Source organism: Clostridium bowmanii (genome assembly GCF_018861315.1).
GTDB classification, from domain to species: domain Bacteria; phylum Bacillota; class Clostridia; order Clostridiales; family Clostridiaceae; genus Clostridium_AD; species Clostridium_AD bowmanii.
Genome location: NZ_JAHLDL010000014.1, coordinates 62,493 through 85,695, shown reverse-complemented (window position 1 = coordinate 85,695; position 23,203 = coordinate 62,493). Strand labels below are relative to the sequence as shown.

Here is a 23,203-nt window from a genome sequence, read left to right as displayed (position 1 = left end):
CCTCTACCCTTCTGATATTTTTCCGAATGATATCAAAATACTTGTACCCTTGCTTTCATGACTTATAGCCCATATTTTGCCCTTGTGTCCCTCTACAATTTGTTTTGCAATGGCAAGCCCAAGTCCGCTCCCCTTAGCTTCACTCCTTGCAGAATCTGCTCTATAAAACCTGTCAAAAATTTTATTTGCATCATTATTATCAATGCCGCAGCCGTTATCTCTTATTTCAATAATGATACTAGAATTAGTTTCCCTAAGCAGTATAGTAATTTCGCCTTTCTCTTTATCCATATATTTACGAGCATTATCAATAATATTTAGTATAACCCTCATAAGTCTCTCTCTATCAATCTTAATGTATTTTGATCCTTTCAAGTCATTTATCAAAGAAATTTTTATATTAAATTTTTCAAGTTCAATTGTACTTTCATGAATACAGTAATTAAAGTAATCTATAATATCTGTTTTTTCAAAGTTAAAAGGAAGCTGACTCAAATCTAATTTGGAGTATAAAAGCAAATCATTAATCATAACATCCATACCCTCCGCTTTAGAATAAACAGTCTTTAAATATCGTTCTGCTTTTTCAGGGGTATTTGCCACTCCATCTAAAACACCTTTAACATAGCCTTTTATCGAAGTTAAAGGTGTTTTAAGATCATGGGATATACTAGAAACTAACATTGTCCTATTATCATCATACTTTTTTTTCAAACTAACAGCATCCTTAAGTTGTATTCTCATCTTTTCAAAATCAGCGCATAAATCCACAATTTCTTGGTCTCCAGCTTCAATTATTTCCAGACTTAAATCCCCCTTACTAATATCTCCAACCGCTGCCTTTAAAAGTGACAAGGGCTTTATTATTCTTTTTGAAAATAGATAGGACATAAATATGTTAACTCCTATAAAAGTAATAAGGAATACCCCAATGATAAATATAATAAGTTTTTCAAGAATACCTGCATACTCAAAAGTTGGTGCCAATAGTATGGCACTTCCTAAAGCTTCATCCTTGAACCTAAGTGGTGCTACTTCAACTATGTAGTCTAAAGTATCAATTTCAACTACTTTTCTTTGGGATTTAACTTTAGATTCTAATAAACATTTTTCTATATCTATTTTATTTATATCCTTAGATGTGAAAATAACAGTATTGTTTTTAAGAATTATGAGCTCTCCATCTATATTGGACAGCTTTTGATACAAATACTTCTGATAGACTGGATCTTCCATATCCTCAGAATTTTGTTTCCATATAGTACTTTTAGTATTAGACAGCTCCGTTTTTATAAACATAAATTTTTTAAAATTATCATAACTTACATCCTTATTAAAAATCGTTGAACAAACAAAAACAAATAAGAAAGATGCTATAATTGTAACAACGAATGGAATCACTATAGTTATAGTATTAGATAGAATTAACCGCTTTTTTATATTCAACTGCATCACCCCAGAAATCCATTAAATTCGTTTAAGTACTACCCTTAAAATTCTTTTTTATCAAATAAGTAATATCCTGCTGTAAAAAATATTATAGCATAACTGAGCATCATCATAAACTGAAGAAATATTTTAAAAGTAGGAATAGTCTCCATAAGAAATAGTGTATACCAGCTCATCATAGATGTAATAAATACTCCAGCATATCTATAAAAAAGAATTCCTAGTCCTTTAAGTGTAACAAAAACAAAAATGGACAGAAAAAACACCCCTATTCCACTTCTAATTATCATTGTAAAAAATGCAATAATTATTGATAATATCACCATAGGCACTAGTGTTACCGCATAAGAAAGTAAGATTTTAAAAAGACTTGCTAAAGTAAATGAATTTGCATTAAAAAGGCAACCAGCAAGTATTGAAAAAATCATTACAAATAAAAGGTTAGAAAGTATAAATAACATAATGGCAGTCAACTTTGCGCTGTAAAACATAAGTCTTGAGATAGGCCTAGTAAGTGCAATCTTCATAGTATTTTGCGAAAATTCTCCTGAGAAACTTTCTATAGTAACAAGCGCCGTAAATAGTGGCAGAATGGTATTTACAACTACTGAAAGCACAAGTATAGGAAAATCCATACTAGAAACCCCACGTAGTCCAAAGCCAGATCGTAGTACCACCATAGATAACTGTCCTATTATGATGAAAATAAGTGATATAGTCAGAGCAACTAAAACTTTTTTTCTTTTATACAATTTTTCGACTTCATTTGTTAAAGCAGCTTTAAATTCTACCATTTCTTTCTACCTCGCTAACAAAATAATTTTCCAGTGTGGCATAATTATTTAATATATTTTTCATAGTATCTACATTAAGCATCTTCCCATTGTATAGCACTCCAATATTGGTGCAGGTAAGCTCAATATCGTGAATAAGATGGCTAGAGATGAAAAATGTAGTATTTTCTTTTTCTACTAAGTCTTTTATTATATTCCTCATAGAAATCATGCCCTCAACGTCAAGCCCATTTAGTGGTTCATCTAAAATAATCACTTCTGGCCTTGATAAAATAGCAGCAGCAATTCCTAGTCTTTGTTTCATTCCAAGAGAAAATTTTCTTGGTTTTTCACTTTTATATTTTAACATTCCGGTAAGTTCTAGTACTTCATCTATTCTCGCATCATCAACATTTTTATAATATCTTGAAACTTGTTTTAAATTCTCGAAGGCAGTCAAATAAAGATAGGATTCTGCGGTTTCAATAATGCAGCCTACTTTTCCCATAGCCTTTTGATATTCCTGCGTGATACTATGTCCTAAGATTCTAACATCTCCACTGTCTGGTTTTATAAGTCCTGCCATAACTTTCATAGCAGTAGTCTTACCAGCACCATTAGGTCCTAGAAACCCAAAAATTTCGCCTTTATGTATGTCAATATTGATATCCATTATACCTCTTCCATTTTTATATACCTTGGAAAGGTTTTTAATTTCAATAGCTTTCTCCATTTGTATACCCCCAAATTTAATTTAATAACTCTTACAACTATAGATTCATAGTTGCAAAAGTTATCATAAGGTCCCTACCTTTAATACTAATAATCTTATTTATTATTAGTTAAATATTTTACTATATTGATCATCAAAAATCATATTTCCGTTTGTATTTTCACCTGTGTTAAAGTATATTTTTGCTGAACCTGGGTTTATAGATATATTACCTTGGGTCACATTATTGGAAGAGTTTGCAGCATTTATAGATGCATTTAACCCATCTTTTTCAAATTTTGCATTAAATTTAAAGTCCTTCTTGTTTGTTGCATATTCTTCATATCCCACAGCATATTCTTCATAAAATCTTCCACTAATACTCTTGGTATCTACTGTGGTAACATCTATGAATCTTTCACCTATTTTCTCGAATTTTCCGCCTTTATCTATTAAGATATCAGTTTTATATTTTCCTATATATTTTCCAGGATTAGTTATTTTGCTGTAATTTTGTTGTACATTTTTCTCTACTTTCTTACCAGTAAGATCAGGTTTACTAACCTTAGTTGAATTAACACTAGTTATTTTTGCTAATAACTCAAAGGTTAGTTTATGTTCTGTGCCACTTTCATCTTTACCAGAAATCATTCCGCTGCCGAGAACACTTTGTATAAAGCCCTCTTTAGTTGTTACCATATTTCCTTTAACTTCTTTTACAAATACATCTTTTGTTATTTTGGGCAAGCTACTCTCTCCATTAGGATTATTAGACCTATTACCAAATTCATTCTTTGATTGAAAAGAGACAACTGCATTAATTAATGCTGGTATTTGCGATTCACTTAGTGAACCAGATAGTGTTTTTGTTCCATCTGAATTTTCGGCTACTACAACAGCATCTTTTAAATTGCCCACAAGAGCATCTGCAATTTTTTCAATATCATCAGCTCCTTCTTCTTTAAAAGGATTGCTAGTAGCTGTATTTTCAAGCGGACTTGCATATTCACTTACATAATAAATGTTTTGTTCACTGTTTTTATTTATAGAACCTTTTTTGTCAGAGTAATTATAATTTTCTGACTTAGTTGACCCCTCTATTCTAGTTGACACATCTTCCTTAGCTCCACTTGCTACATCTACTTTATTAAGAGAATTCCCTGAATAAATAACAGTGCCATTGTCCTTAAGACTAAATGATGTATCCATAGTATAATTTGAAAGTTTAGTTGTGCAATTCTCTGCTGTATATTTTACAGAATCTTTAAGCTGGTCATATCCACTTTTAGCTACTACTTGAGCAATAGCTGTTGTTGTAAACATTACCGTACCTAACGCAAAGCTTATAATTATTGCAGATTTTTTATTTAATTTCATTTTATAAAAACTCCTTTTTATTTTAATTTTCTTTTTAGCAGGAAAGTCTTTCCTAGTTCTATTTTAAGGTGCATGTCTCTACTTTTCATAAACAAATTATAAACAAAGTATAAACTTTGTTCTCCTTTATAGCAAAGGAACTCTAGTTCCTTTTATAAATATTCTAAATAATAATTTAAAAAAATATAAAGTATGGATTTAAATAAAAATGTAATAATTACTATATTCAAGAATATAGTATAGAAATAATACAAATTACAACCGTAATTTAAATGGAAGGTGGTATAACAATGCCTGAAATCCCTAGAATATCAAATGCAGAATGGGAAGTAATGAAAATAATATGGAGTAATTGTGAAATTTCATCAATCAATATTATACAGCAGCTAAAAGATAAATCCCAGTGGAAACCAGCAACAGTTAAGAGTCTGATAAACAGATTATTAAATAAAAATGTAATTGGATTTAACAAATTAGGTTATGAATATTTCTATTTTCCTTTGGTATCAGAAGATGAGTGTATAAAATTAGAAAGTAAGTCCTTTGTGAATAGGGTATTTAATGGTTCTATTAAATCTATGCTTTTAACCTTCGCCCAATCTGAAGAAATATCTGAAACAGATATTGCAGAATTAAAAAACATACTAGAACAATCAAAAAAAACGAAAGGTTGATGTGTATGCATTTATTAAATATTTTTAAGATAATTACACTTTCATCTTTAACTGGCAGTGTAATTGTACTATTGATATTACTTACTAAAACAATATTTAGGAATAAATTAAATTCCACTTATCATTATTATATGTGGTTAATATTGCTCATAAAATTAATTATCCCTCTTGGACCACAAACACCTTTAAATATTTCTAATCTATATAAAAATTATTATGTGCAGTCCACAATAAATGAAAGCACACAGAAAACACAAATTAATTCTTCAGAGCAATTTGTTAATTCTAATTTACGAGATTCAATATCAATAAGTGCTTCTGCGACTTCAAATAAAAGTGTAATTAAGAGTTCTATAAATATACCTTCAAACACAAAAAATAATATTAAGGAATTATTTTGTACAATATGGCTCTTTGGGATTGCCTTATTACTAGGTATATTATTTGCAGGGCATCAAAAGCTTAGAAAAATCATTAGAACGTCTATAAAAAATGTAACTAGCGCGCATAAAAAAATTCTATATGACTGCATGGAAACTATGAATATAAGAACTGAGGTAGCATTATCATATTCTGCAAAAATAGTCAGTCCTTCCTTATGTGGATTAATTAAACCAAAGATATTAATTCCATTGAGTGTAGCGGTTAATGTTTGTGATGACGAATTTAAGTATATAGTAATGCACGAATTAACCCATTTGAAAAACAAAGACCTGTTTATAAATTGGGTTATAACTTTGTTATCGATTTTTCACTGGTTTAATCCAATTTTACTCTATGGCTTTAATAGAATGAGACAAGACTGTGAATTTTCCTGTGATAGTGGAGTGATTTCACTTTTAGATCAAGGTGGTCACCTGGAATATGGAAATGCATTAATAAGAGTATTGGAGCTGGCTTGCAGCAGTAATAGACTTGTTGGGACTACTCCAATGGTTATGAATAGTTCGGAAATAAAAAGGAGGATTACTATGATTTCAAAGTATAAAAAAATAAATATTAAGGGTATATTACTTGGCACTTTAGTTGTCATCATTATAGGAAGCCTGGGAATTGCACTAAACACTTCAAATGTAAGCTCAGATAAAAATATTACTAAAGCTACAGTATCAAAAGTGGAAACACCATTGGTGCCTTCTAAAATTACAGTTAATAGTACACCAAATGCAGCAACAACTACTATAAAAAAATCATCAAATGCTAACATAAAGCCTATAGTACCATTTTCATCTGACATAGTGATTTATAATAGTCACGCTGATGAAGGTTACCCCTCTGGAATGAAAGTAACTGATGTAGGTGCTTTACTCAATGATAAGCTTGTTAAAGAAGGTTTTAATAGCCATTTCATAAAAATTGACCCATCTACAGAATATAATAAATCATATCAAACTTCACGTGATTTAATAATAAAAAATGTAAAGTCATATTCAAATACTATTTTATTAGACATACATCGTGAAATAACAGAAAAGGACAAATCCAATGCAAGAAAAATACTTTTTGTCCTTACTGAAAAGAGCCCTCACTATAAAACAAATAAGAAATTAGTAGACAGCCTAATGGCCAATATAAAAACTACAAACGGAATTGAATCAGACATATACTTGTATACCTTTGGAATATCTTATTACAATCAAGATTTATCCAACAATTCAGCGCTTATTGAGGTTGGAAATGATAAATCTAGTGACAGTGATATTCAAGCTTCTATAAATGCACTGGTTTCTGCATTAAAGAGTACTCAAAAGAGTTCACCTAACTAATTGTAATCTATCAATACGAATCATATAAAAACAAATATTATTAGCAATATCTTGTATCATTAGGGGGGATAAGATGAGTAATGAAGGTATAGGTTTTAAAGGCATGAATAATACTATGCCTAAGCACACTATTAAAAAAGATAATAATAGTAGAATGTTTTTAACTATTTTCACATTACTCATTATTTTTTTATTCGGCGTTATTTTACCTAAAAGAGCAAATGCAAATAGTGAAGGAACCTATCTAAATTATTTTTATGTTAATGTCATTAATAATGTATTATCTGTAATTAAATGCTCAAACAAAGAAGCTCAGTCAAGAAGCAATGAAAATAGCATGAAAATAGCTGCTTTATCATTTTTAGGAATAGACATTTCGAATCCTATATCAATAATAATAAAAGAGATTGCATATTTAGATAATAATGAAGACAGTATTGATATAAGTGTAGCCGATCATAGCAATGGTATAGAAAAAATAAAAACATTTATTCTTAACCCCTTTAACTTAGATGATAAGCAGGTAAGTAAATCTGAAGATAAAGTTGAAGATCCTAATGTTACTTCCGACCTCTATAATCCTAAGTTAAAACAAACTCTAAATAAAACTAGTCCAAGAGTGCTTATATATCATACTCATACCTGCGAAGCTTATCGCACCTCAGACAAGGAAACGCTTAAAACTACCAATAGTTTAGATCAAACAAGAAGTGTATGTGCTGTAGGCGATGTAATATCTGAGGAACTAGAAAGTAAATATGGAATTGCAGTTTTGCACGATAAGACTGTGCATGATAAAGGAGATTATAATAATGCCTACAAAAAATCTGGAGTTACTTTAGATAAGTATTTAAAGGAATATGGAAATTTTGATTTAATTATAGATATACATCGAGATAGTGTAGATAATAAGAATTTAGTTACGACTAAAATAAATGGTGAAAATGTTGCTAAGTTTCAGTTTGTAGTAACAGATGCAAACCCTAGATACGTTAAGCAGAAGAAATTAATCGATTCTATGATAGGAATATCAAATAAATTATATCCAAATCTTTTAAGAGACCACCCGATATTCGCTTATCATAGGGGGATAGACTTTTATAGTCAGAATAAAAGTGATAATGCAGTGCTACTTGAAGTAGGCACTTATACTAATGATATTGTGGAAGTGGAAAATACCGGTAAGTATTTAGGAAGAATTATTGCAGAGCAATTAAATGGCAAAAAATAAATAGCCTTTTCAATATATTAGAGGTGTAATAATTTTATTACACCTCTAAATTTTGGGTTATGTAATATTATTTTTTTCCCATTTTAATTGCTTTTTCAGTGCAACTCTCCATAGCTGAAATTACTGAGCCCCTAAAATTATTTTTTTCTAAAGTATATACTGCAGCTATAGTAGATCCCCCTGGTGAGCATACATTATCTTTAAGTTTTCCTGGATGCTGATCAGTGTCAAGCACCATTTTAGCTGCCCCTAGCACCGCTTGGGCTGCCATTCTATATGCTTTATCTCTTGGCATACCTTGAAGCACAGCGCCATCGCCTAATGCTTCAATAAACATATACACGTAGGCAGGAGATGAACCGCTTACCGCAGGAACTACATCAATAAGATTTTCCTCTAATATTTCTATTTTACCAAAGCTTTCAAATATATCTACTACCTCTTGTAATTCTTCTTTAGTTACATTATTATTAGCACACAGTGCACTCATTCCCTCGCCTACAAGCGCAGGAGTATTTGGCATAGTTCTTATTACCTTGGCCCCGTCTCCCAACTTACTACTCATATGTTCTAGTGTTATCCCTGCAGCTATAGTTACTATAATTACATTCTTCTTTAAATATGGTTTTATTTCATCAATAACCTGAAAATACTTATCAGGCTTTATAGCCAGTATTACTATATCCGCATACTTTGCTACCTCTACATTATCCTTAGTTACTAAAATATTATATTCTTCTTTTACTTTATTTAAGCTCTTATCTGATGGATTACTTGCTATTACCTTTTCACTAGAAACTAAATTCGATTTTACTATCCCACCTATCATAGCTCTCGCCATATTCCCACAGCCAATAAATCCTATTGTTTTGTTCATATAAACACTTCCTCCTAACTAATTTTTCAAAATAATACTAATTATATCATTAAATAGTACATTTAAATAAATAATAAATCATCAAAATAATCTATCTATTAAATTATTACTAAAGCATATTTTTTTGTATATTTATCATAAATTTGGTTATATTATTATTGAAATGTAAAATAAAAAGGGAAATAACAATTAATAATTGTTTACTACCCTTAAACGATACAAGGAGGTTTATTCAATGTCACATAAAGATAATAAAAACAGCAAAGATAATAAAAAGGCTAACCCAAAAACAAAACAGGAATTATCTAAAATGAAAATGGAAACTGCCAATGAAATAGGAGTTTCTAAAGAATCTAAGAAATTAGGAAAAGAAACAAAATAGTTTTAAAGGGAGATGTCTCGCTGGCATCTCCCTTTACTTTATTAAATAAAATTATAATTGCGATATTCTTACCCTCAATATAATGGTCCCTATCTTTCATCTGCTATAAAATATAATCCTAGTATTTCTGGTCCTGTATGAGATCCTATTGCTGTTCCTACATAGTTTAAAATAACGTCTTCCACATTTCCATTCTCGCGAACCAAGGCCTCTAAAGCTAATGCATCGTCAATACAATCCCCATGGCCTATTGCAATAACTTGTTTTACATTTGGATCTGTTCTTTCTATAAATTTTTCAGCTAAGGTGTGTATTGCCCTTTTTCTTCCTCTACATTTAGAAAAAGGAATTAGTCTCCCATCATTGTTCATAAACAAAACAGGTTTTATATTAAGCAAAGTACCAACCGTTGCAGCAGAACTAGATATTCTCCCACCTCTTTTTAAATGGTTTAAATCATTAACTGTAAACCAGTGGTTAATTCTAAGTTTATTTTCCTCTAGCCAGGTAACTATTTCATCTTTTAATTTTCCTTTTTTTAACATTTCATAAGCATAATAAACTAAAAGTCCTTGCCCAAGACTTGCACATTTACTATCAACTATACTTATATTAGCCTCTGGGAACTCTTCACGTATAGTTTCTCTTGCTAAATTCGCACTATTTATAGTTCCTGATATTCCAGAAGACATAACAATATATATGATAGACTTTCCTTCCTTAACATACTTTCTAAAAACGTCTTCATATCTTTGGCTATTTATCTGTGAGGTAGTGGGCATTTCTCCTTGCCTTAAAGCATCATAAAAATCCTTACGAATAAAATTTTTACCAAAGTCATCCTCTATTGCTTCACCTTTAAAATTGCATACTAAACCTATGGGTACTATATTCTCTTGCCTTATATAATCTAAAGGTAAATCGCATCCTGAATCTATTACTAAAATTGTATCACTAAGTGTTTTACTCATAACTTAATTCCCCTTTACCCTTCTCATAAATATTATTCTCCCCTCTATTATGTATGATTTATACATACACTTCAATACCAAAAAAAAGAAAAGTATATATACTTTTCTTAAACACCTCAAAATTAAACTTTTTATTCAACCTTTAATCTTATTAATTATTCTACAACCTTGCCAATCTTTCTAAATTTGTAGTATCTCTTAGTAAGTAATGATTCTATAGGTTCCCATATTAATCTATTAATTGACTCCTCTAGATTACGTTTAATACTTGCCGCCATCTCATCTACGTTAGTATGGGCTCCACCCAGCGGTTCTTTTATAATTCTATCTATTATTCCAAATTCAATTAAATCTTGAGCTGTTATTTTCATTACATTAGCTGCTTCTTTAGATCTACTGGCATCTTTAAATAATATAGAAGCAAAACCCTCTGGTGATAAAATAGAATAAATTGCATGTTCTAGCATCCAGACCTCATCTGCTACTGCCAAGGCTAAAGCTCCACCACTTCCACCCTCTCCTATAACTATTGATACTATTGGAGTTTTTAGTGTTGACATCTCCATAAGATTTCTAGCAATTGCTTCTCCTTGGCCTCTTTCTTCTGCACCAAGTCCACAATATGCTCCTGGAGTATCCACAAGGCAAATAACGGGTCTGCTAAATTTTTCTGCCTGTCTCATAAGTCTTAAAGCTTTTCTATATCCTTCAGGACTAGGCATACCAAAGTTTCTTTTTATGTTTTCCTTTGTGTTATTTCCCTTTTGCTGAGCTATAACAGTTACAGGAATACCATTTAAATATGCAATTCCACCTACAATAGCAGAATCATCTCCATAATATCTATCTCCGTGTAGCTCAATAAAAGAGTCAAAGATAAGGTTTATATAATCAAGAGCAGTAGGACGTTCCACAAGTCTTGCTATGCTTACCTTATCCCAAGCAGTTAAATTTTTATAGGCTTCTTTTTGCATATTATAGAGCTTAACTTCCATCTGTCTTATTTCTTTTTCTAAATCCAAGTTTTGGTCTGTTGCTAAATTTTTTAATTCATCTATTTTACTTTTAAGTTCGTACATGTGCTTTTCAAAAGGTAAAGTTACCATAAAATTTCACTCCCAACGCGTTACTATTAACTATGAATGAATTTTTAGTATCTCCGTTAAAGTATCCTTCATAGCTTTTCTATCAACCACCTTATCTATAAAACCCTTTGCGAGCAAAAATTCTGCCCTTTGAAAGCCCTCAGGCAATTGCTCTTTTATTGTTTGTTCAATAACCCTTTTACCTGCAAAACCTATTAATGCATTAGGCTCAGCTATTATTATATCTCCAAGCATTGCAAAACTCGCTGTAACTCCTCCGGTAGTTGGGTCTGTAAGAACAGTTATATAAAGGCCACCCATTTTATTATGCCTTGCAATAGCTGCACTAGTTTTCGCCATTTGCATTAGAGAGTATATGCCTTCCTGCATCCTAGCCCCCCCTGAGGCCGTAAATATAATAATTGTTTTTTTGGTTTCCGTAGCTTTTTCAATAGCCCTTGTAATTTTTTCACCAACAACAGATCCCATACTTCCCATCATGAAATTACTATCCATTACTGCAATTATAGTATCCTGACCATTTATTTTTCCTTCTCCAGTTATTACAGCTTCATTTAATAATGTTTTATCTCTTAACTCTTTAAGTTTTTTTTCATATCCTTCAAAATCTATAGGATTATCTGAAATCATATTCTTATCGTATTCTATAAAAGTTCCACTGTCTATGGTGTAATTTATTCTTTCTCTAGAACCAATTCTGAAGTGGGTTCTACAATTTTCACAGGTCATTATACTGATTTCTAAATCCTTGCTGTAAAGTATCTTACCGCAAGTTTCACATTTAACCCACATTCCTGAAGGAATATTGGGTTTTTTTTCACCATCTTCATTTTCTGTGTTTTTAACCTCAATATATCTACTCTTTTTAAATATACGGTTAAACTCAAACATATAATTACCCCTTTCTAAAAACACACTACACTACCTACAGTGGATATATGCATTTAGCTACTTTTTAAAGATTCTTAAATTCTTTACTTATAAAACTAGTATCAAATTTGCCTTTGATAAAGTTTTCATTATTTATTATTTTAAATTGGAAATCTATATTAGTATCCACACCTTCTATTATAAACTCTCCTAAAGCTCTTCTCATTTTACATAGCGCCTCATTTCTATCTCTTCCATGAACAATAAGCTTCCCTATCATAGAGTCATAAGTAGGAGGAATTTTATATCCTTGGTATGCAGCACTATCAATTCTTACTCCATTTCCTCCAGGAAGATGAAGTAATTTTATTTCACCTGGACAAGGCATAAAATTCCTATGAGGATTTTCTGCATTTATTCTACATTCAATAGCATGCCCCTGAATTTTTATGTCTTCCTGTTTATAAGTAAGCACTTGTCCCGAAGCAATGTTTATCTGTTCTTTAACTAAATCTACTCCAGTTATCATTTCTGTTATTGGATGCTCCACCTGTATACGTGTATTCATCTCCATAAAATAATATTTTCCATGCTTATCTAATAAAAACTCTATAGTTCCAGCATTTTTATAATTAATAGATTTAGCCGCCTTAATCGCAACCTCACCCATCTGTTTTCTAAGTTTCTGCGTCATTGCAGCTCCTGGCGCCTCTTCTATTACCTTCTGATTCCGCCTTTGAACAGAACAATCACGTTCTCCAAGATGAACAACATTCCCATGCTCATCTGCAAGTATTTGAAACTCTATATGTCTTGGCTCTTCAATGAATTTTTCCATGTACATCGTGTCATCACCAAAAGCTGTTTTCGACTCTGCTCTTGCGGTATTATAGGCAGGTATAAGGTCTTCTACTTTTGTAACAACTCTTATCCCACGTCCGCCTCCACCTGCTGAAGCCTTTATCATTACAGGGTATCCTATTTTTTCCGCAGAACTTATTGCATCTATTTCAGAGGCAACGGCTCCATCTGATCCAAGCACTACTGGCACTCCAGCTTTTATCATAATTTCTCTTGCCTTTAACTTGTTGCCCATATTATCGATATTCTCGGAACTCGGCCCTATATATTTTATATTACACTCCTCACACATCTGTGCAAACTTACTATTTTCAGATAAGAACCCATAACCCGGATGAATTGCTTCTGCACCTGTAAGCACAGTAGCACTTAAAATATTTTGCATGTTTAAATAACTATCCTTAGATTTAGCAGGTCCAATACATACAGCCTCATCTGCCATTTGTATATGAAGGGCAGCTTTATCGGCCTCAGAATACACTGCCACAGTTTGAATACCCATTTCATGACAAGCCCTGATTATTCTTACTGCTATTTCGCCTCTATTAGCAATTAATATCTTCTTAAACATATTATTTACCTTCCCTGCACTCAAAATTATTATTCAATCCCTACTGCAAACGTAATTTCGGCTTCTGCAACCTTTGCTCCATTTACTGTAGCTACTGCTTTTCCAATTCCAACAGGTCCCTTCATTTTTATTATTTCTACTTCAAGTCTTAGAACATCTCCTGGAACAACTTTTTTTCTAAATCTAGCTTTATTTATACCACCAAAGTAAGCAATCTTACCTTTATAGTCTTCCATACTTAAAAGTGCTACTGCTCCAACCTGTGCTAGAGCTTCAATAATTATGACTCCTGGTAGTATTGGTTCCTCTGGAAAATGACCTTGAAAGAAATACTCATTCATAGTAATATTCTTATATCCTACAGCTCTTTTTCCTGGCTCTAATTCCTCTATTTTATCCACAAATAAAAATGGATATCTATGAGGAATAATCTCTTGTATTTGTTTTATATTTAAAGTAGTACCTTTTATATCTTCCATATACATTCTTCCACCTTTCTAACAATTAAATCAATGGACGCTTGATATTTTAAATTGACTTTAGGATTTATTTTTTACGTATTTTAAATAATGGCTGTCCGTACTCTACCATATCTTCATTTGATACTAACACCTCTACAACTTCTCCATCTACTTCACTTTCAATCTCATTCATAAGCTTCATAGCTTCTAATATACAAAGAGTGTCTCCTTTTTTAACAAGAGAACCAATTTTTACGAAATTTTGTAATTCGGCGCTAGGTGAAGAGTACACAGTACCAACAATAGGTGATTTAACTATAAATATATTTTCTTCTGGTATTATCTCAGCTACATTTTCAATAGCACTAACTATTTTGCTGTCTAGATTTTCTGCTGGCACTTGATTTGTAGCTATATTTTTGCTAATCAATGAGTCCCCAACAAATGATTCAGCAGGTGATACAGGTGCAGGCACTCTTTCTAGTACTACCTGCTTCTCTTTTTTCTCCATCTTTATTTTAATACCCTCTGTCTCAATTTCAAATGATGTAAGCTCTGAATCACTAACAGTCTTTATTAACTCTTCAATATTTTTATAATCCATAATTATTTACCATCCCATTTTTCAAGTAATATTGAAGCATTGTGACCGCCAAAGCCTAGTGAATTTGACATTGTATATTTAAGCTTCTGCACTCTTCCAGTGTTTGGAACGTAATCTAAATCACAATCTTCATCTGGGACACTATATCCTATAGTAGCTGGTATAAAACCCTCTTCTAATGCTTTTATACATACTATAGCTTCTATTGCTCCTGATGCTCCAAGAAGGTGTCCAGTCATAGATTTTGTTGAACTTATGGGTATTTTATATGCAGATTGTCCAAAAGCAGATTTTATAGCTACAGTTTCAAACTTGTCATTGTATGGAGTACTTGTTCCATGTGCATTAATATATGATACTTCACAAGGCTTAACATCTGCATCTTTAAGCGCCATTATCATTGCTCTTGCAGCACCATCCCCATCTGGTGATGGTGAAGTAATATGATAGGCATCGCAAGTTGCACCATAACCCTTCATCTCAGCATATATTTTTGCATTTCTTTTTTTCGCATGCTCTAAAGATTCAAGTATAACTATACCCGCTCCTTCTCCCATAACAAACCCAGATCTCTCTTTATCAAAAGGAATAGATGCTCTTAGTGGATTTTCACTTTTAGTTAAAGCTGTTAAAGAAGTAAACCCCGCAAGTGCCAGTGGTGTTATTGATCCTTCTGCTCCTCCAGCTATTATTATATCTGCTCTTCCATCTTGAATGAGGTGAAAAGCATCTCCTATTGCATTAGTTCCTGTAGCGCAAGCGGTAACTACACTTGAGCACATACCTTTGGCACCATACTTTATTGCAATGTTTCCAGCTGCCATATTGCCTATTATCATAGGTATTAAATATGGTGATACTCTGTTAGGTCCTTTTTCCATAAGCTTTGCATGCTCTTTCTCAATAGTTCCAATTCCGCCTATTCCTGATCCAACTATTACTGCTAATTTTTCACTATCTATAGCTTGCAGATCAAGTCCAGAATTTTTAACTGCTTCATCAGCTGCAACCATTGCATACTGACAGTATTTATCCATTTTTCTAGCTTCTCTTTTGTCTAGTGCAACAGTTACATCAAAGTCTTTGACTTCTGCACCCAGTTTACATTTATATTCTGAAATATCAAAAGACTTAATTATATCTATGCCACAAGTGCCTAGTTTTACATTATTCCAAAAATTCACTACATCATTTCCTATAGGAGTAACAGCTCCCATTCCTGTTATAACAACTCTATTTTTCATAAAATAAAACCTCCTTTAATTATCACCTAGAAGTGAACAATCACATAAAAGTGCTTCGTCACCTAAAAGTGCTATATTAACTGTTTTTTCTATTGCATTACCATTCCGCCATCTACATTTATAACCTGACCTGTTATGTACGCCGCTTCCTCTGAGGCTAAAAATGCTACTGCATTTGCTACATCTTCTGGCATGCCAAGTCTCTTTAGTGGAATAGTGTTCATTATAACATCCTTTACTTTCGCAGGCAAAGCCTTAGTCATGTCTGTTTGAATATATCCTGGTGCTACCGCATTACAAGTTACTCCACGACCCCCAAATTCTCTAGCCACGGCCTTAGTCATGCCTATTATCCCTGCCTTAGCAGCGCAGTAATTTACTTGACCAGCATTACCTGTAAGCCCAGATACTGAGGATATATTTATTATCCTTCCACTTCTTTGTTTAAGCATTATGGCTGATACATGCCTTGTGCAATTAAAAGCGCCCTTTAGATTAATATCTATAACACTGTCAAAGTCTTCTTCCTTCATTCTCATCAAAAGGCCATCTTTTGTTATACCAGCATTATTAACTAGAATATCTAAACTTCCGAATTCTTCAATACATTTTTTCATCATAAACTCTACATCACTATAGCTACTTATATCGGCCTGAAGCGCTAGAGCTTTAACTCCTAAAGCTTCTATTTCTTTAACTACTTCCTGAACCGCATCTATACTATTTCTATAATTAACAACTATATTCGCTCCAAGTTTTGCCAGCTTTAATGCTATCGCCCTTCCAATGCCACGACTAGCTCCTGTAACTACTGCTGTTTTTCCTTTTAACATATACCCGTACTCCTTTACATCTTTTATAGCGACCTTGCTTCTTAAGAAGCTTTTACTGCTTGAGTATTTGTACTGCTTTTTCTAAAGACGCCATATCCTCTACATTCACTACTGTAAGTTTTCTATCTATTTTTTTAACAAAGCCACTTAATACCTTTCCCGGTCCTATTTCTACAAAGGTATCCACTCCATCTTTTATCATGTTTCTTATAATTGTCTCCCATAAGACAGAAGTCATAACTTGAATTTTTAAATTAGCTTTTATATCATTTTTCGACTTTATATAATCACCAGTAACATTTGTCAATACTGGAATAGCGATATCATCTAGTTTTATATTTTGAAGTTCAATCTCTAACTTTTCCGCTGCCGGTTTTAACATTGATGTGTGGAAAGGTGCACTTACCGATAAACGCATTGCTTTTTTTGCACCTTTTTCCAAAGCATTCATACATGCAAGTTCTACCGATGCTATTTCCCCGGCAATTACTATTTGACCTGGGCAATTTAAATTAGCGATTTCTACTATTCCAGAACTTCTTGCCTCACTGCAAGCCTCCTGGACTAAATCAGCACTAAGTCCTATGATAGCAGCCATGGTTCCTATTCCTACAGGCACTGCTTCTTGCATAAATCTTCCACGTTTTTTTACAAGCTTTACAGCATCCTTAAAATCCATAACTCCACTACAAACAAGAGCTGAGTACTCTCCAAGGCTAAGCCCTGCAGTTACATCACATTTTATTCCGCGCTGAGCTAATGCCATTAAAGCTGCAATACTAGTAGTTAAAATAGCTGGTTGAGTATTCTCCGTAATATTTAACTCTTCCAGCTCACCTTCAAAGCACATTTCACTTAATTTAAAACCAAGCTCTTTATCTGCTATATTAAATATATTTTTGCAAGATTCTATATTCTCAAATAATTCCTTGCCCATTCCAATATATTGGGCTCCCTGTCCCGGAAAAATAAAAGCAATTTTACTCATAATTTTCCTCCCTTATTATCATCTATGTGAAATAATATAATTATTTTTTATCTTAGTTTTTTTATAGTTTCCTCAGCCTGCGTAAACATCTCTTCAATAATTTCTTTGCAGCTTTGTTCTTTTTTTACAAGACCTGCAATTTGTCCTGCCATAACTGATCCCATGTCTATATCGCCTTCTCTTGCTGCTTTTGGTAGACAGCCTCTTCCCAGTTCCTCTAAAGCCTCCACTGGAGCATTTTCCTTCTCTAGCTTTTGAAATTGTCTTGATAACTTATTTTTTAAAACTCTAATAGGATGGCCTGTGGATCTTCCTGTAACCACTGAATCTATATCCTTTGCAGATATTACTTTATGTTTATAATTTTCATGGATTGTGCATTCATTTGCTACTAAGAACCTTGTTCCAACTTGTACTCCCTGCACTCCAAGCATAAATGCTGCTGCCACACCACGTCCATCACCTATGCCACCTGCTGCTATTACCGGAATATTAACTCCATCAACAACTTGAGGAACTAGTGCCATAGTTGTAAGTTCACCAATATGTCCTCCAGATTCACAACCTTCTGCAATAACTGCATCCGCTCCTGCTCTCTCCATACGCTTAGCCAGTGCCACAGAAGCTACTACTGGTATTACTTTAATCCCATGTTCTTTCCAAAGTTCCATGTATTTACCTGGATTCCCTGCCCCTGTAGTAACTACCTTAACCCCTTCTTCACATACAAGATGTGCAATTTCTTCTGCATTATCACTGAGTAGCATTATATTAACACCAAAAGGTTTATCTGTTAACTTCTTTGCTTTTCTAATTTCATCTCTTATATAATCAGTGGGCGCATTTGCTGCTGCTATAATACCCAGACCCCCTGCATTAGATACTGCAGATGCTAAGCTACTATCTGCAACCCAAGCCATTCCGCCTTGTATTATTGGATACTTTATACCTAAATCTTCAAAAAATACAGAATTAAACATTTTACCCCTCCTTTGATTCCTTAAACCCATATAGTTAGGGCTAGATAATTATAGAAAAAAAGTATATATTACTGGACTACACTTATTGTAATATATACTTTTTAACATACTGAAAAAAACTAAATTTTATTTTACTTAGTAGTTCAGCTCTCTAATCATCTAACCCACAATTTGTACTATTTAAGTTTTGCTTCTATATATTTAACAATTCCCTTTACATCATTAATATTTTCTATATCTTCATTTGGTATTTCAATCTCAAAAGCTTCCTCAAGTGACATTACAATTTCAAATATTTCAAGAGAATCTACTCCCAAATCATCTGCAAAATTTGCCTCCATTGTAACCTCTACCTCATCTATTCCTAATTGCTCAACTATTACCTTTTTAACTTTTTCAAATACCATTATTAATTCCTCCTAATATTTTATTTGTTAATTGTCCATTCTATTAATGAAGCTCCGTAGGTTAATCCACCGCCAAAGCCTACAAGTATAATCTTATCTCCAACTGTAAGTAAATTTGTTTTATTCATTTCATCTAATGCTATAGCTATACTTGCTGCTGAAGTATTTCCATACTTATCTAAATTTACAAAGAACTTATTTTTATCAGCCTTCAATCTTTTAACAACAAAATCTATTATTCTGAAATTTGCTTGATGGCAAACTACATACTTAATATCCTCTAAAGTATAATTATTATCAGTCAAAATTTTATTTATGCTTTTCACTATCGTATTTACTGCAAACTTAAAAATCTCCTTGCCGTCCATACTTATTGTTGCTTTAAAATCTTCATTTCCACTTGTAAAAGTATTTTTTACATCTACAGTTGGACAAGTTAAAAAATGAGACTTTTGTCCTTCTGAAGCTGAATCCACAGAAATAACTCCTCTAGTGCTTCCTGCTTCAAGCACTGCTGCTCCTGCACCATCTCCAAAGAGTATGCAAGTATTTCTATCTGTCCAATCAACGATCTTTGATAATACCTCAGCACCTATTATTAAGGCTCTTTTTCGGTTACCTGTTTTTAAAAATTGCATTGCTATATTAAGTCCAAATATAAACCCTGTGCAAGCTGCTGATATGTCAAAGGCCATAGCATTAACAGCACCTATATTACCTTGAACTATGCATGCAGTAGCTGGAACAAATTGATCTGGCGATGTGCTTGCAAGAATTATCAAATCTATATCTTCGGCTTTAATATTAGCATCTTTTAATGCTTCTAATGCAGCCTCTGTAGCTAAATCTGAAGTATTCTCCCCTTGTGATATATGTCTTTGCTTGATACCAGTTCTTGAAATTATCCATTCATCAGAAGTCTCTACAATTTCTGATAACTGCTTATTAGTCATTATGTTTAGAGGAGCATAACTTCCTGTACCAATTATTTGTACCTCATTCATTACTAGCGCTCCTTTCATTAACCTTCTAATTTATATTTTTCTTTAAAGAAATTATTTAATTTTTCAAGAGATTTTATTAATATCTCTTCTTCTTCATCATTAAGACCGTCTATAGTTGCGAGCACCATATGTGAATGAAATTTTTCATGTATTCTATAGGCCAGTTTTCCTTTTCTAGTAAGAGCAATCATTACTGATCTTCTATCTTCTTCGCCTCTTTTTCTATCTACATAACCTTTTCTCAGAAGTTTGCTTACAGCTGTAGTAAGAGTACCTAAAGTTATTTTAAGATTCTGGGATACTTGTGTCATAGTTCTAAATTGGTACATTCCTATAGCATCAATAGTGTGAATTTCTGTTATTGATAGATCATTAAGTACCCCTTCTTTAAGAGCCTTCTGTTCTATTTGCATTATGTCATTAAAGGTTTCTACTAGAAGTTCATTGACAACTCCAACACATTTACTCATGTTTATCACCATTTCCTATACTTTGATTTTCATATACTTTGATAATCAAAGTATATCTGTGTACCAGTTATTTGTCAATATTTTCACTTCAAACATAAGAACATTCCCAATTATTCAAAATTTTAATCTCTCTCTGCAGATATATTGTTAAAGGTTAATTTCTGCTTCTGCCACAAGTTCACTCATAAGTTCTTTAACAGAAACAATCTTATCTACCTTTGCCGCGTTACTTCCTACAAAAATAAGTCCCCTGTCTAAGTTGCCTTTTACTGCTTGTATGAGCGCTTCTGTAATACAATAAGGGGTTTGTCTTGGATCACAGTCTTTAATACATAAATAGCATTTATCTACCTTACAACCATTTTCCTGAACACTCTTCATAAATTTATTATTAATAGCTCTTCCAGGCATGCCTACAGGGCTTTTTACTATCTTTATATCTTCTTTTTTCGAATTAATATATGCCATTTTAAATGCTAAACTAGCATCACATTCATCAGTGGCAACAAATCTAGTAGCCATTTGTACCCCTGCAGCACCAATTTTTATAAGTTCTGCAATATCAGCTCCAGTATAAATTCCACCAGCAGCTACTACTGGGATTTTTTTATTATACTTTTCTTCAAAAGGCTTAATTGCTTCAATAACTTCTTTAACTATGTCCAATAGGTCTTGAGCTTTGTTTTCTATAAGTGACTCCATAGAAAAACCAAGATGTCCACCAGCTTCTGGCCCTTCTACAACAATTAAATCTGCGGCGCATTGATCTTTTCTATCCCACATTTTTGATATAACTGTAGCTGCCTTTGCTGAGGATACTATAGGCGCAAGTTTCGTTTTAAATCCTTTAGCTATTTTAGGTAAATTAAGTGCAAGGCCTGCACCAGATATTATTATATCTATGCCTTCTTCTAAAGCAACTGTTGTTAATTCTTCATAATTATTCATAGCTACCATAATATTTATTCCTATAACACCTTTAGGACTTAACTCTCTAGCTTTTATAATTTCATTTCTTAATGCTCTTTTGTTTGCCTGCTTTGCATTAGTTCCAAAGTCTTTTTCCCTATACCCAATTTGAGCAGTAGATATTATCCCAATTCCACCTTCATTTGCAACTGCTGATGCTAATGAGGAAAGAGACACTCCCACGCCCATACCACCTTGAATTATAGGAACACGTGCTATTAATTCTCCAATTTTTAAAGGAGGTAACTTCATAATTATCCTCTCCCTTTGCTTTGATTTTCAAATAGTTTGATAGTCAAAGTATATATATTTTTATAGTATATGTCAAGATAAAAGTATTTTATAACTATCTTTATAAATTTTATTATAATTGAGTTTTATCTTTCCATACTTCTTAGTATTTACTATGTTTCTAAAATTATTTATTGGTTTAATATTTTAATTGTTTTTAGTACTTATTGTATTATAATTAAATTGTCATGAATTAATTATGTGCTTATTATCTCATAACTAAAAAATTCAGTTTTAATATGTATAAATATTTGTATTAGTAATAAAAGCACTATAGAAAGGATGGATTTATTTGATTCGCGTAATAGCCATTACAAAAGATTTAAAGATAGTTTATGATTTACCTTTAGAGGATTTATCAAAAGATAACATACTGTGGTATTGGATGGATTTTAATAATCCTACTGAAGAGGAAATATCCTTATTATCTACCCATTTTCATTTTCATCAGTTATCCATAGAAGATTGTGTTTTTTCATTCAATAACCCAAAGCTAGATTATTATGATAATTATAATTATTTTGTGCTTAATGCGCTAAATCAAGATACTTTAGATCCATTAGAAATCTCGCTCTTTGTAGACAATTCGTACATCGTTTCTTATCATAGTACTGAATTAAATGAACTAGATGAAGCTTGGAAAAGTGTAAAAACAGATAACAAAAATTGGGATAAAGGTCCTTCTTATATTGCCCATAAAATATTAGATAATATAGTTGATTACTTCTTCCCCGCTATTAATAAAATTCAAGACAAATTAGATGAAATCGAAAATAACGCTTCAAGAAAGCATATTCGAAGCCTTATGGATGAAATTTTTGAGATCCGGAGCGACTTGTTAAAGATGCGTAGAACTATAAATTCTATGCGTGATTTATTATATAGAATAACAAACTCTGAAAGGCTAATAGGATTCCATGAACATAAATTATATTTTTCTGATATTTATGATCACTTAGTTAAACTATCGGATATGATAGCTTCTAATAGGGAATTAACCTCTGATATGCGTGATAATTACTTGTCCATTAATTCATCTCGAATGAATAAACATATGATGTTTTTAACTGTAATATCGAGTATATTTATACCCTTAACGTTTATCGTCGGGGTTTACGGTATGAATTTTGAAATCATGCCTGAACTTACTTGGAAATATGGTTATTTAGTAATTTTATTAATCATGGCTATTATTGCAATAGAGATGTTTTTTTGGTTTAAACGTAAAGGATGGTTTGATATGTAGCTTATTTTCTAATAAATCATAAAATTCTATGAATTTATATGTTCAAGTTACATATTATAGGTTAAAATGTAATTAAAAATTCAATT

At 32.2% G+C, this 23,203-nt stretch carries 24 protein-coding genes; 5 read left to right on the top strand and 19 right to left on the bottom strand.

Annotated elements, in window-relative coordinates:
* Window positions 1–3: 3 nt before the first annotated feature.
* The 4 genes from KPL51_RS11345 to KPL51_RS11330 all read right to left on the bottom strand — a co-directional run bounded on the left by KPL51_RS11345 (window position 4) and on the right by KPL51_RS11330 (window position 4,311).
* Window positions 4–1,446, bottom strand: a complete 1,443-nt coding sequence (locus KPL51_RS11345) for a sensor histidine kinase (RefSeq protein WP_216161151.1) — start codon at window positions 1,444–1,446, stop codon at window positions 4–6.
* A gap of 44 nt (window positions 1,447–1,490) precedes the next feature.
* Window positions 1,491–2,243, bottom strand: coding sequence for an ABC transporter permease (locus tag KPL51_RS11340; RefSeq protein WP_216161148.1), 753 nt, complete (start codon window positions 2,241–2,243; stop codon window positions 1,491–1,493).
* Entirely contained in the window at window positions 2,230–2,955 is a 726-nt protein-coding gene (locus KPL51_RS11335) for an ABC transporter ATP-binding protein (RefSeq protein WP_216161145.1), read from the bottom strand. The genes KPL51_RS11340 and KPL51_RS11335 overlap by 14 nt, the downstream gene beginning before the upstream one ends.
* Before the next feature lie 105 nt (window positions 2,956–3,060).
* Window positions 3,061–4,311 (bottom strand): hypothetical protein, encoded by a 1,251-nt coding sequence (locus KPL51_RS11330; protein WP_224854141.1) that lies wholly within the window; start codon window positions 4,309–4,311, stop codon window positions 3,061–3,063.
* Between the two features lie 290 nt (window positions 4,312–4,601).
* Between KPL51_RS11330 and KPL51_RS11325 the strand changes: the two genes are divergently transcribed.
* The 3 genes from KPL51_RS11325 (at window position 4,602) to KPL51_RS11315 (ending at window position 7,982) form a co-directional block, all read left to right on the top strand.
* Complete coding sequence (locus tag KPL51_RS11325; protein WP_216161142.1) at window positions 4,602–4,985, top strand: BlaI/MecI/CopY family transcriptional regulator; 384 nt, start codon at window positions 4,602–4,604, stop codon at window positions 4,983–4,985.
* A 5-nt stretch (window positions 4,986–4,990) separates the two neighbouring features.
* On the top strand, window positions 4,991–6,751 hold the full coding sequence (locus KPL51_RS11320) for a M56 family metallopeptidase (RefSeq protein ID WP_216161139.1): 1,761 nt from the start codon (window positions 4,991–4,993) through the stop codon (window positions 6,749–6,751).
* A 73-nt stretch (window positions 6,752–6,824) separates the two neighbouring features.
* Window positions 6,825–7,982: a stage II sporulation protein P gene (locus KPL51_RS11315; RefSeq protein WP_216161136.1), complete on the top strand. Its 1,158-nt coding sequence runs from the start codon at window positions 6,825–6,827 to the stop codon at window positions 7,980–7,982.
* Between the two features lie 67 nt (window positions 7,983–8,049).
* Here the strand turns inward: KPL51_RS11315 and proC are convergent, their stop codons facing one another.
* Window positions 8,050–8,859: a pyrroline-5-carboxylate reductase gene (gene proC / locus KPL51_RS11310; protein ID WP_216161133.1), complete on the bottom strand. Its 810-nt coding sequence runs from the start codon at window positions 8,857–8,859 to the stop codon at window positions 8,050–8,052.
* A gap of 235 nt (window positions 8,860–9,094) precedes the next feature.
* On the opposite strand from proC, the gene KPL51_RS11305 reads away from it, so the two are divergent.
* The gene (locus tag KPL51_RS11305; protein WP_216161130.1) at window positions 9,095–9,241 is read left to right on the top strand and encodes a small, acid-soluble spore protein, alpha/beta type; all 147 of its coding nucleotides are present in this window, start codon (window positions 9,095–9,097) and stop codon (window positions 9,239–9,241) included.
* A gap of 89 nt (window positions 9,242–9,330) precedes the next feature.
* Here the strand turns inward: KPL51_RS11305 and KPL51_RS11300 are convergent, their stop codons facing one another.
* From KPL51_RS11300 to KPL51_RS11235, 14 genes are all read right to left on the bottom strand, one after another.
* Window positions 9,331–10,212, bottom strand: a complete 882-nt coding sequence (locus KPL51_RS11300) for a DegV family protein (protein ID WP_216161127.1) — start codon at window positions 10,210–10,212, stop codon at window positions 9,331–9,333.
* A gap of 155 nt (window positions 10,213–10,367) precedes the next feature.
* Window positions 10,368–11,318 (bottom strand): acetyl-CoA carboxylase carboxyltransferase subunit alpha, encoded by a 951-nt coding sequence (locus KPL51_RS11295; RefSeq protein ID WP_216161124.1) that lies wholly within the window; start codon window positions 11,316–11,318, stop codon window positions 10,368–10,370.
* A gap of 30 nt (window positions 11,319–11,348) precedes the next feature.
* Window positions 11,349–12,209: an acetyl-CoA carboxylase, carboxyltransferase subunit beta gene (gene accD / locus KPL51_RS11290; protein WP_216161121.1), complete on the bottom strand. Its 861-nt coding sequence runs from the start codon at window positions 12,207–12,209 to the stop codon at window positions 11,349–11,351.
* 64 nt (window positions 12,210–12,273) lie between these two features.
* Window positions 12,274–13,620, bottom strand: coding sequence for an acetyl-CoA carboxylase biotin carboxylase subunit (locus tag KPL51_RS11285; protein ID WP_216161118.1), 1,347 nt, complete (start codon window positions 13,618–13,620; stop codon window positions 12,274–12,276).
* A 29-nt stretch (window positions 13,621–13,649) separates the two neighbouring features.
* Window positions 13,650–14,099, bottom strand: a complete 450-nt coding sequence (gene fabZ / locus KPL51_RS11280; protein ID WP_216161115.1) for a 3-hydroxyacyl-ACP dehydratase FabZ — start codon at window positions 14,097–14,099, stop codon at window positions 13,650–13,652.
* Between the two features lie 67 nt (window positions 14,100–14,166).
* Window positions 14,167–14,685 (bottom strand): acetyl-CoA carboxylase biotin carboxyl carrier protein, encoded by a 519-nt coding sequence (gene accB, locus KPL51_RS11275; protein WP_216161112.1) that lies wholly within the window; start codon window positions 14,683–14,685, stop codon window positions 14,167–14,169.
* Between the two features lie 2 nt (window positions 14,686–14,687).
* On the bottom strand, window positions 14,688–15,929 hold the full coding sequence (gene fabF, locus KPL51_RS11270; protein ID WP_216161109.1) for a beta-ketoacyl-ACP synthase II: 1,242 nt from the start codon (window positions 15,927–15,929) through the stop codon (window positions 14,688–14,690).
* A gap of 89 nt (window positions 15,930–16,018) precedes the next feature.
* Window positions 16,019–16,762: a 3-oxoacyl-[acyl-carrier-protein] reductase gene (fabG, locus tag KPL51_RS11265; RefSeq protein WP_216161105.1), complete on the bottom strand. Its 744-nt coding sequence runs from the start codon at window positions 16,760–16,762 to the stop codon at window positions 16,019–16,021.
* A 52-nt stretch (window positions 16,763–16,814) separates the two neighbouring features.
* Complete coding sequence (fabD, locus tag KPL51_RS11260) at window positions 16,815–17,750, bottom strand: ACP S-malonyltransferase (RefSeq protein ID WP_216161101.1); 936 nt, start codon at window positions 17,748–17,750, stop codon at window positions 16,815–16,817.
* A 47-nt stretch (window positions 17,751–17,797) separates the two neighbouring features.
* Entirely contained in the window at window positions 17,798–18,730 is a 933-nt protein-coding gene (gene fabK / locus KPL51_RS11255) for an enoyl-[acyl-carrier-protein] reductase FabK (protein ID WP_216161098.1), read from the bottom strand.
* Window positions 18,731–18,906: 176 nt separating this feature from the next.
* Complete coding sequence (gene acpP / locus KPL51_RS11250; protein ID WP_216161095.1) at window positions 18,907–19,137, bottom strand: acyl carrier protein; 231 nt, start codon at window positions 19,135–19,137, stop codon at window positions 18,907–18,909.
* A gap of 20 nt (window positions 19,138–19,157) precedes the next feature.
* Window positions 19,158–20,141 (bottom strand): beta-ketoacyl-ACP synthase III, encoded by a 984-nt coding sequence (locus tag KPL51_RS11245; protein ID WP_216161092.1) that lies wholly within the window; start codon window positions 20,139–20,141, stop codon window positions 19,158–19,160.
* A gap of 17 nt (window positions 20,142–20,158) precedes the next feature.
* Window positions 20,159–20,611, bottom strand: a complete 453-nt coding sequence (locus KPL51_RS11240; protein WP_216161089.1) for a MarR family winged helix-turn-helix transcriptional regulator — start codon at window positions 20,609–20,611, stop codon at window positions 20,159–20,161.
* Window positions 20,612–20,758: 147 nt separating this feature from the next.
* Window positions 20,759–21,832, bottom strand: coding sequence for an NAD(P)H-dependent flavin oxidoreductase (locus KPL51_RS11235; RefSeq protein ID WP_216161086.1), 1,074 nt, complete (start codon window positions 21,830–21,832; stop codon window positions 20,759–20,761).
* 331 nt (window positions 21,833–22,163) lie between these two features.
* Between KPL51_RS11235 and corA the strand changes: the two genes are divergently transcribed.
* Complete coding sequence (gene corA, locus KPL51_RS11230) at window positions 22,164–23,117, top strand: magnesium/cobalt transporter CorA (protein ID WP_216161083.1); 954 nt, start codon at window positions 22,164–22,166, stop codon at window positions 23,115–23,117.
* Window positions 23,118–23,203: the final 86 nt, after the last annotated feature.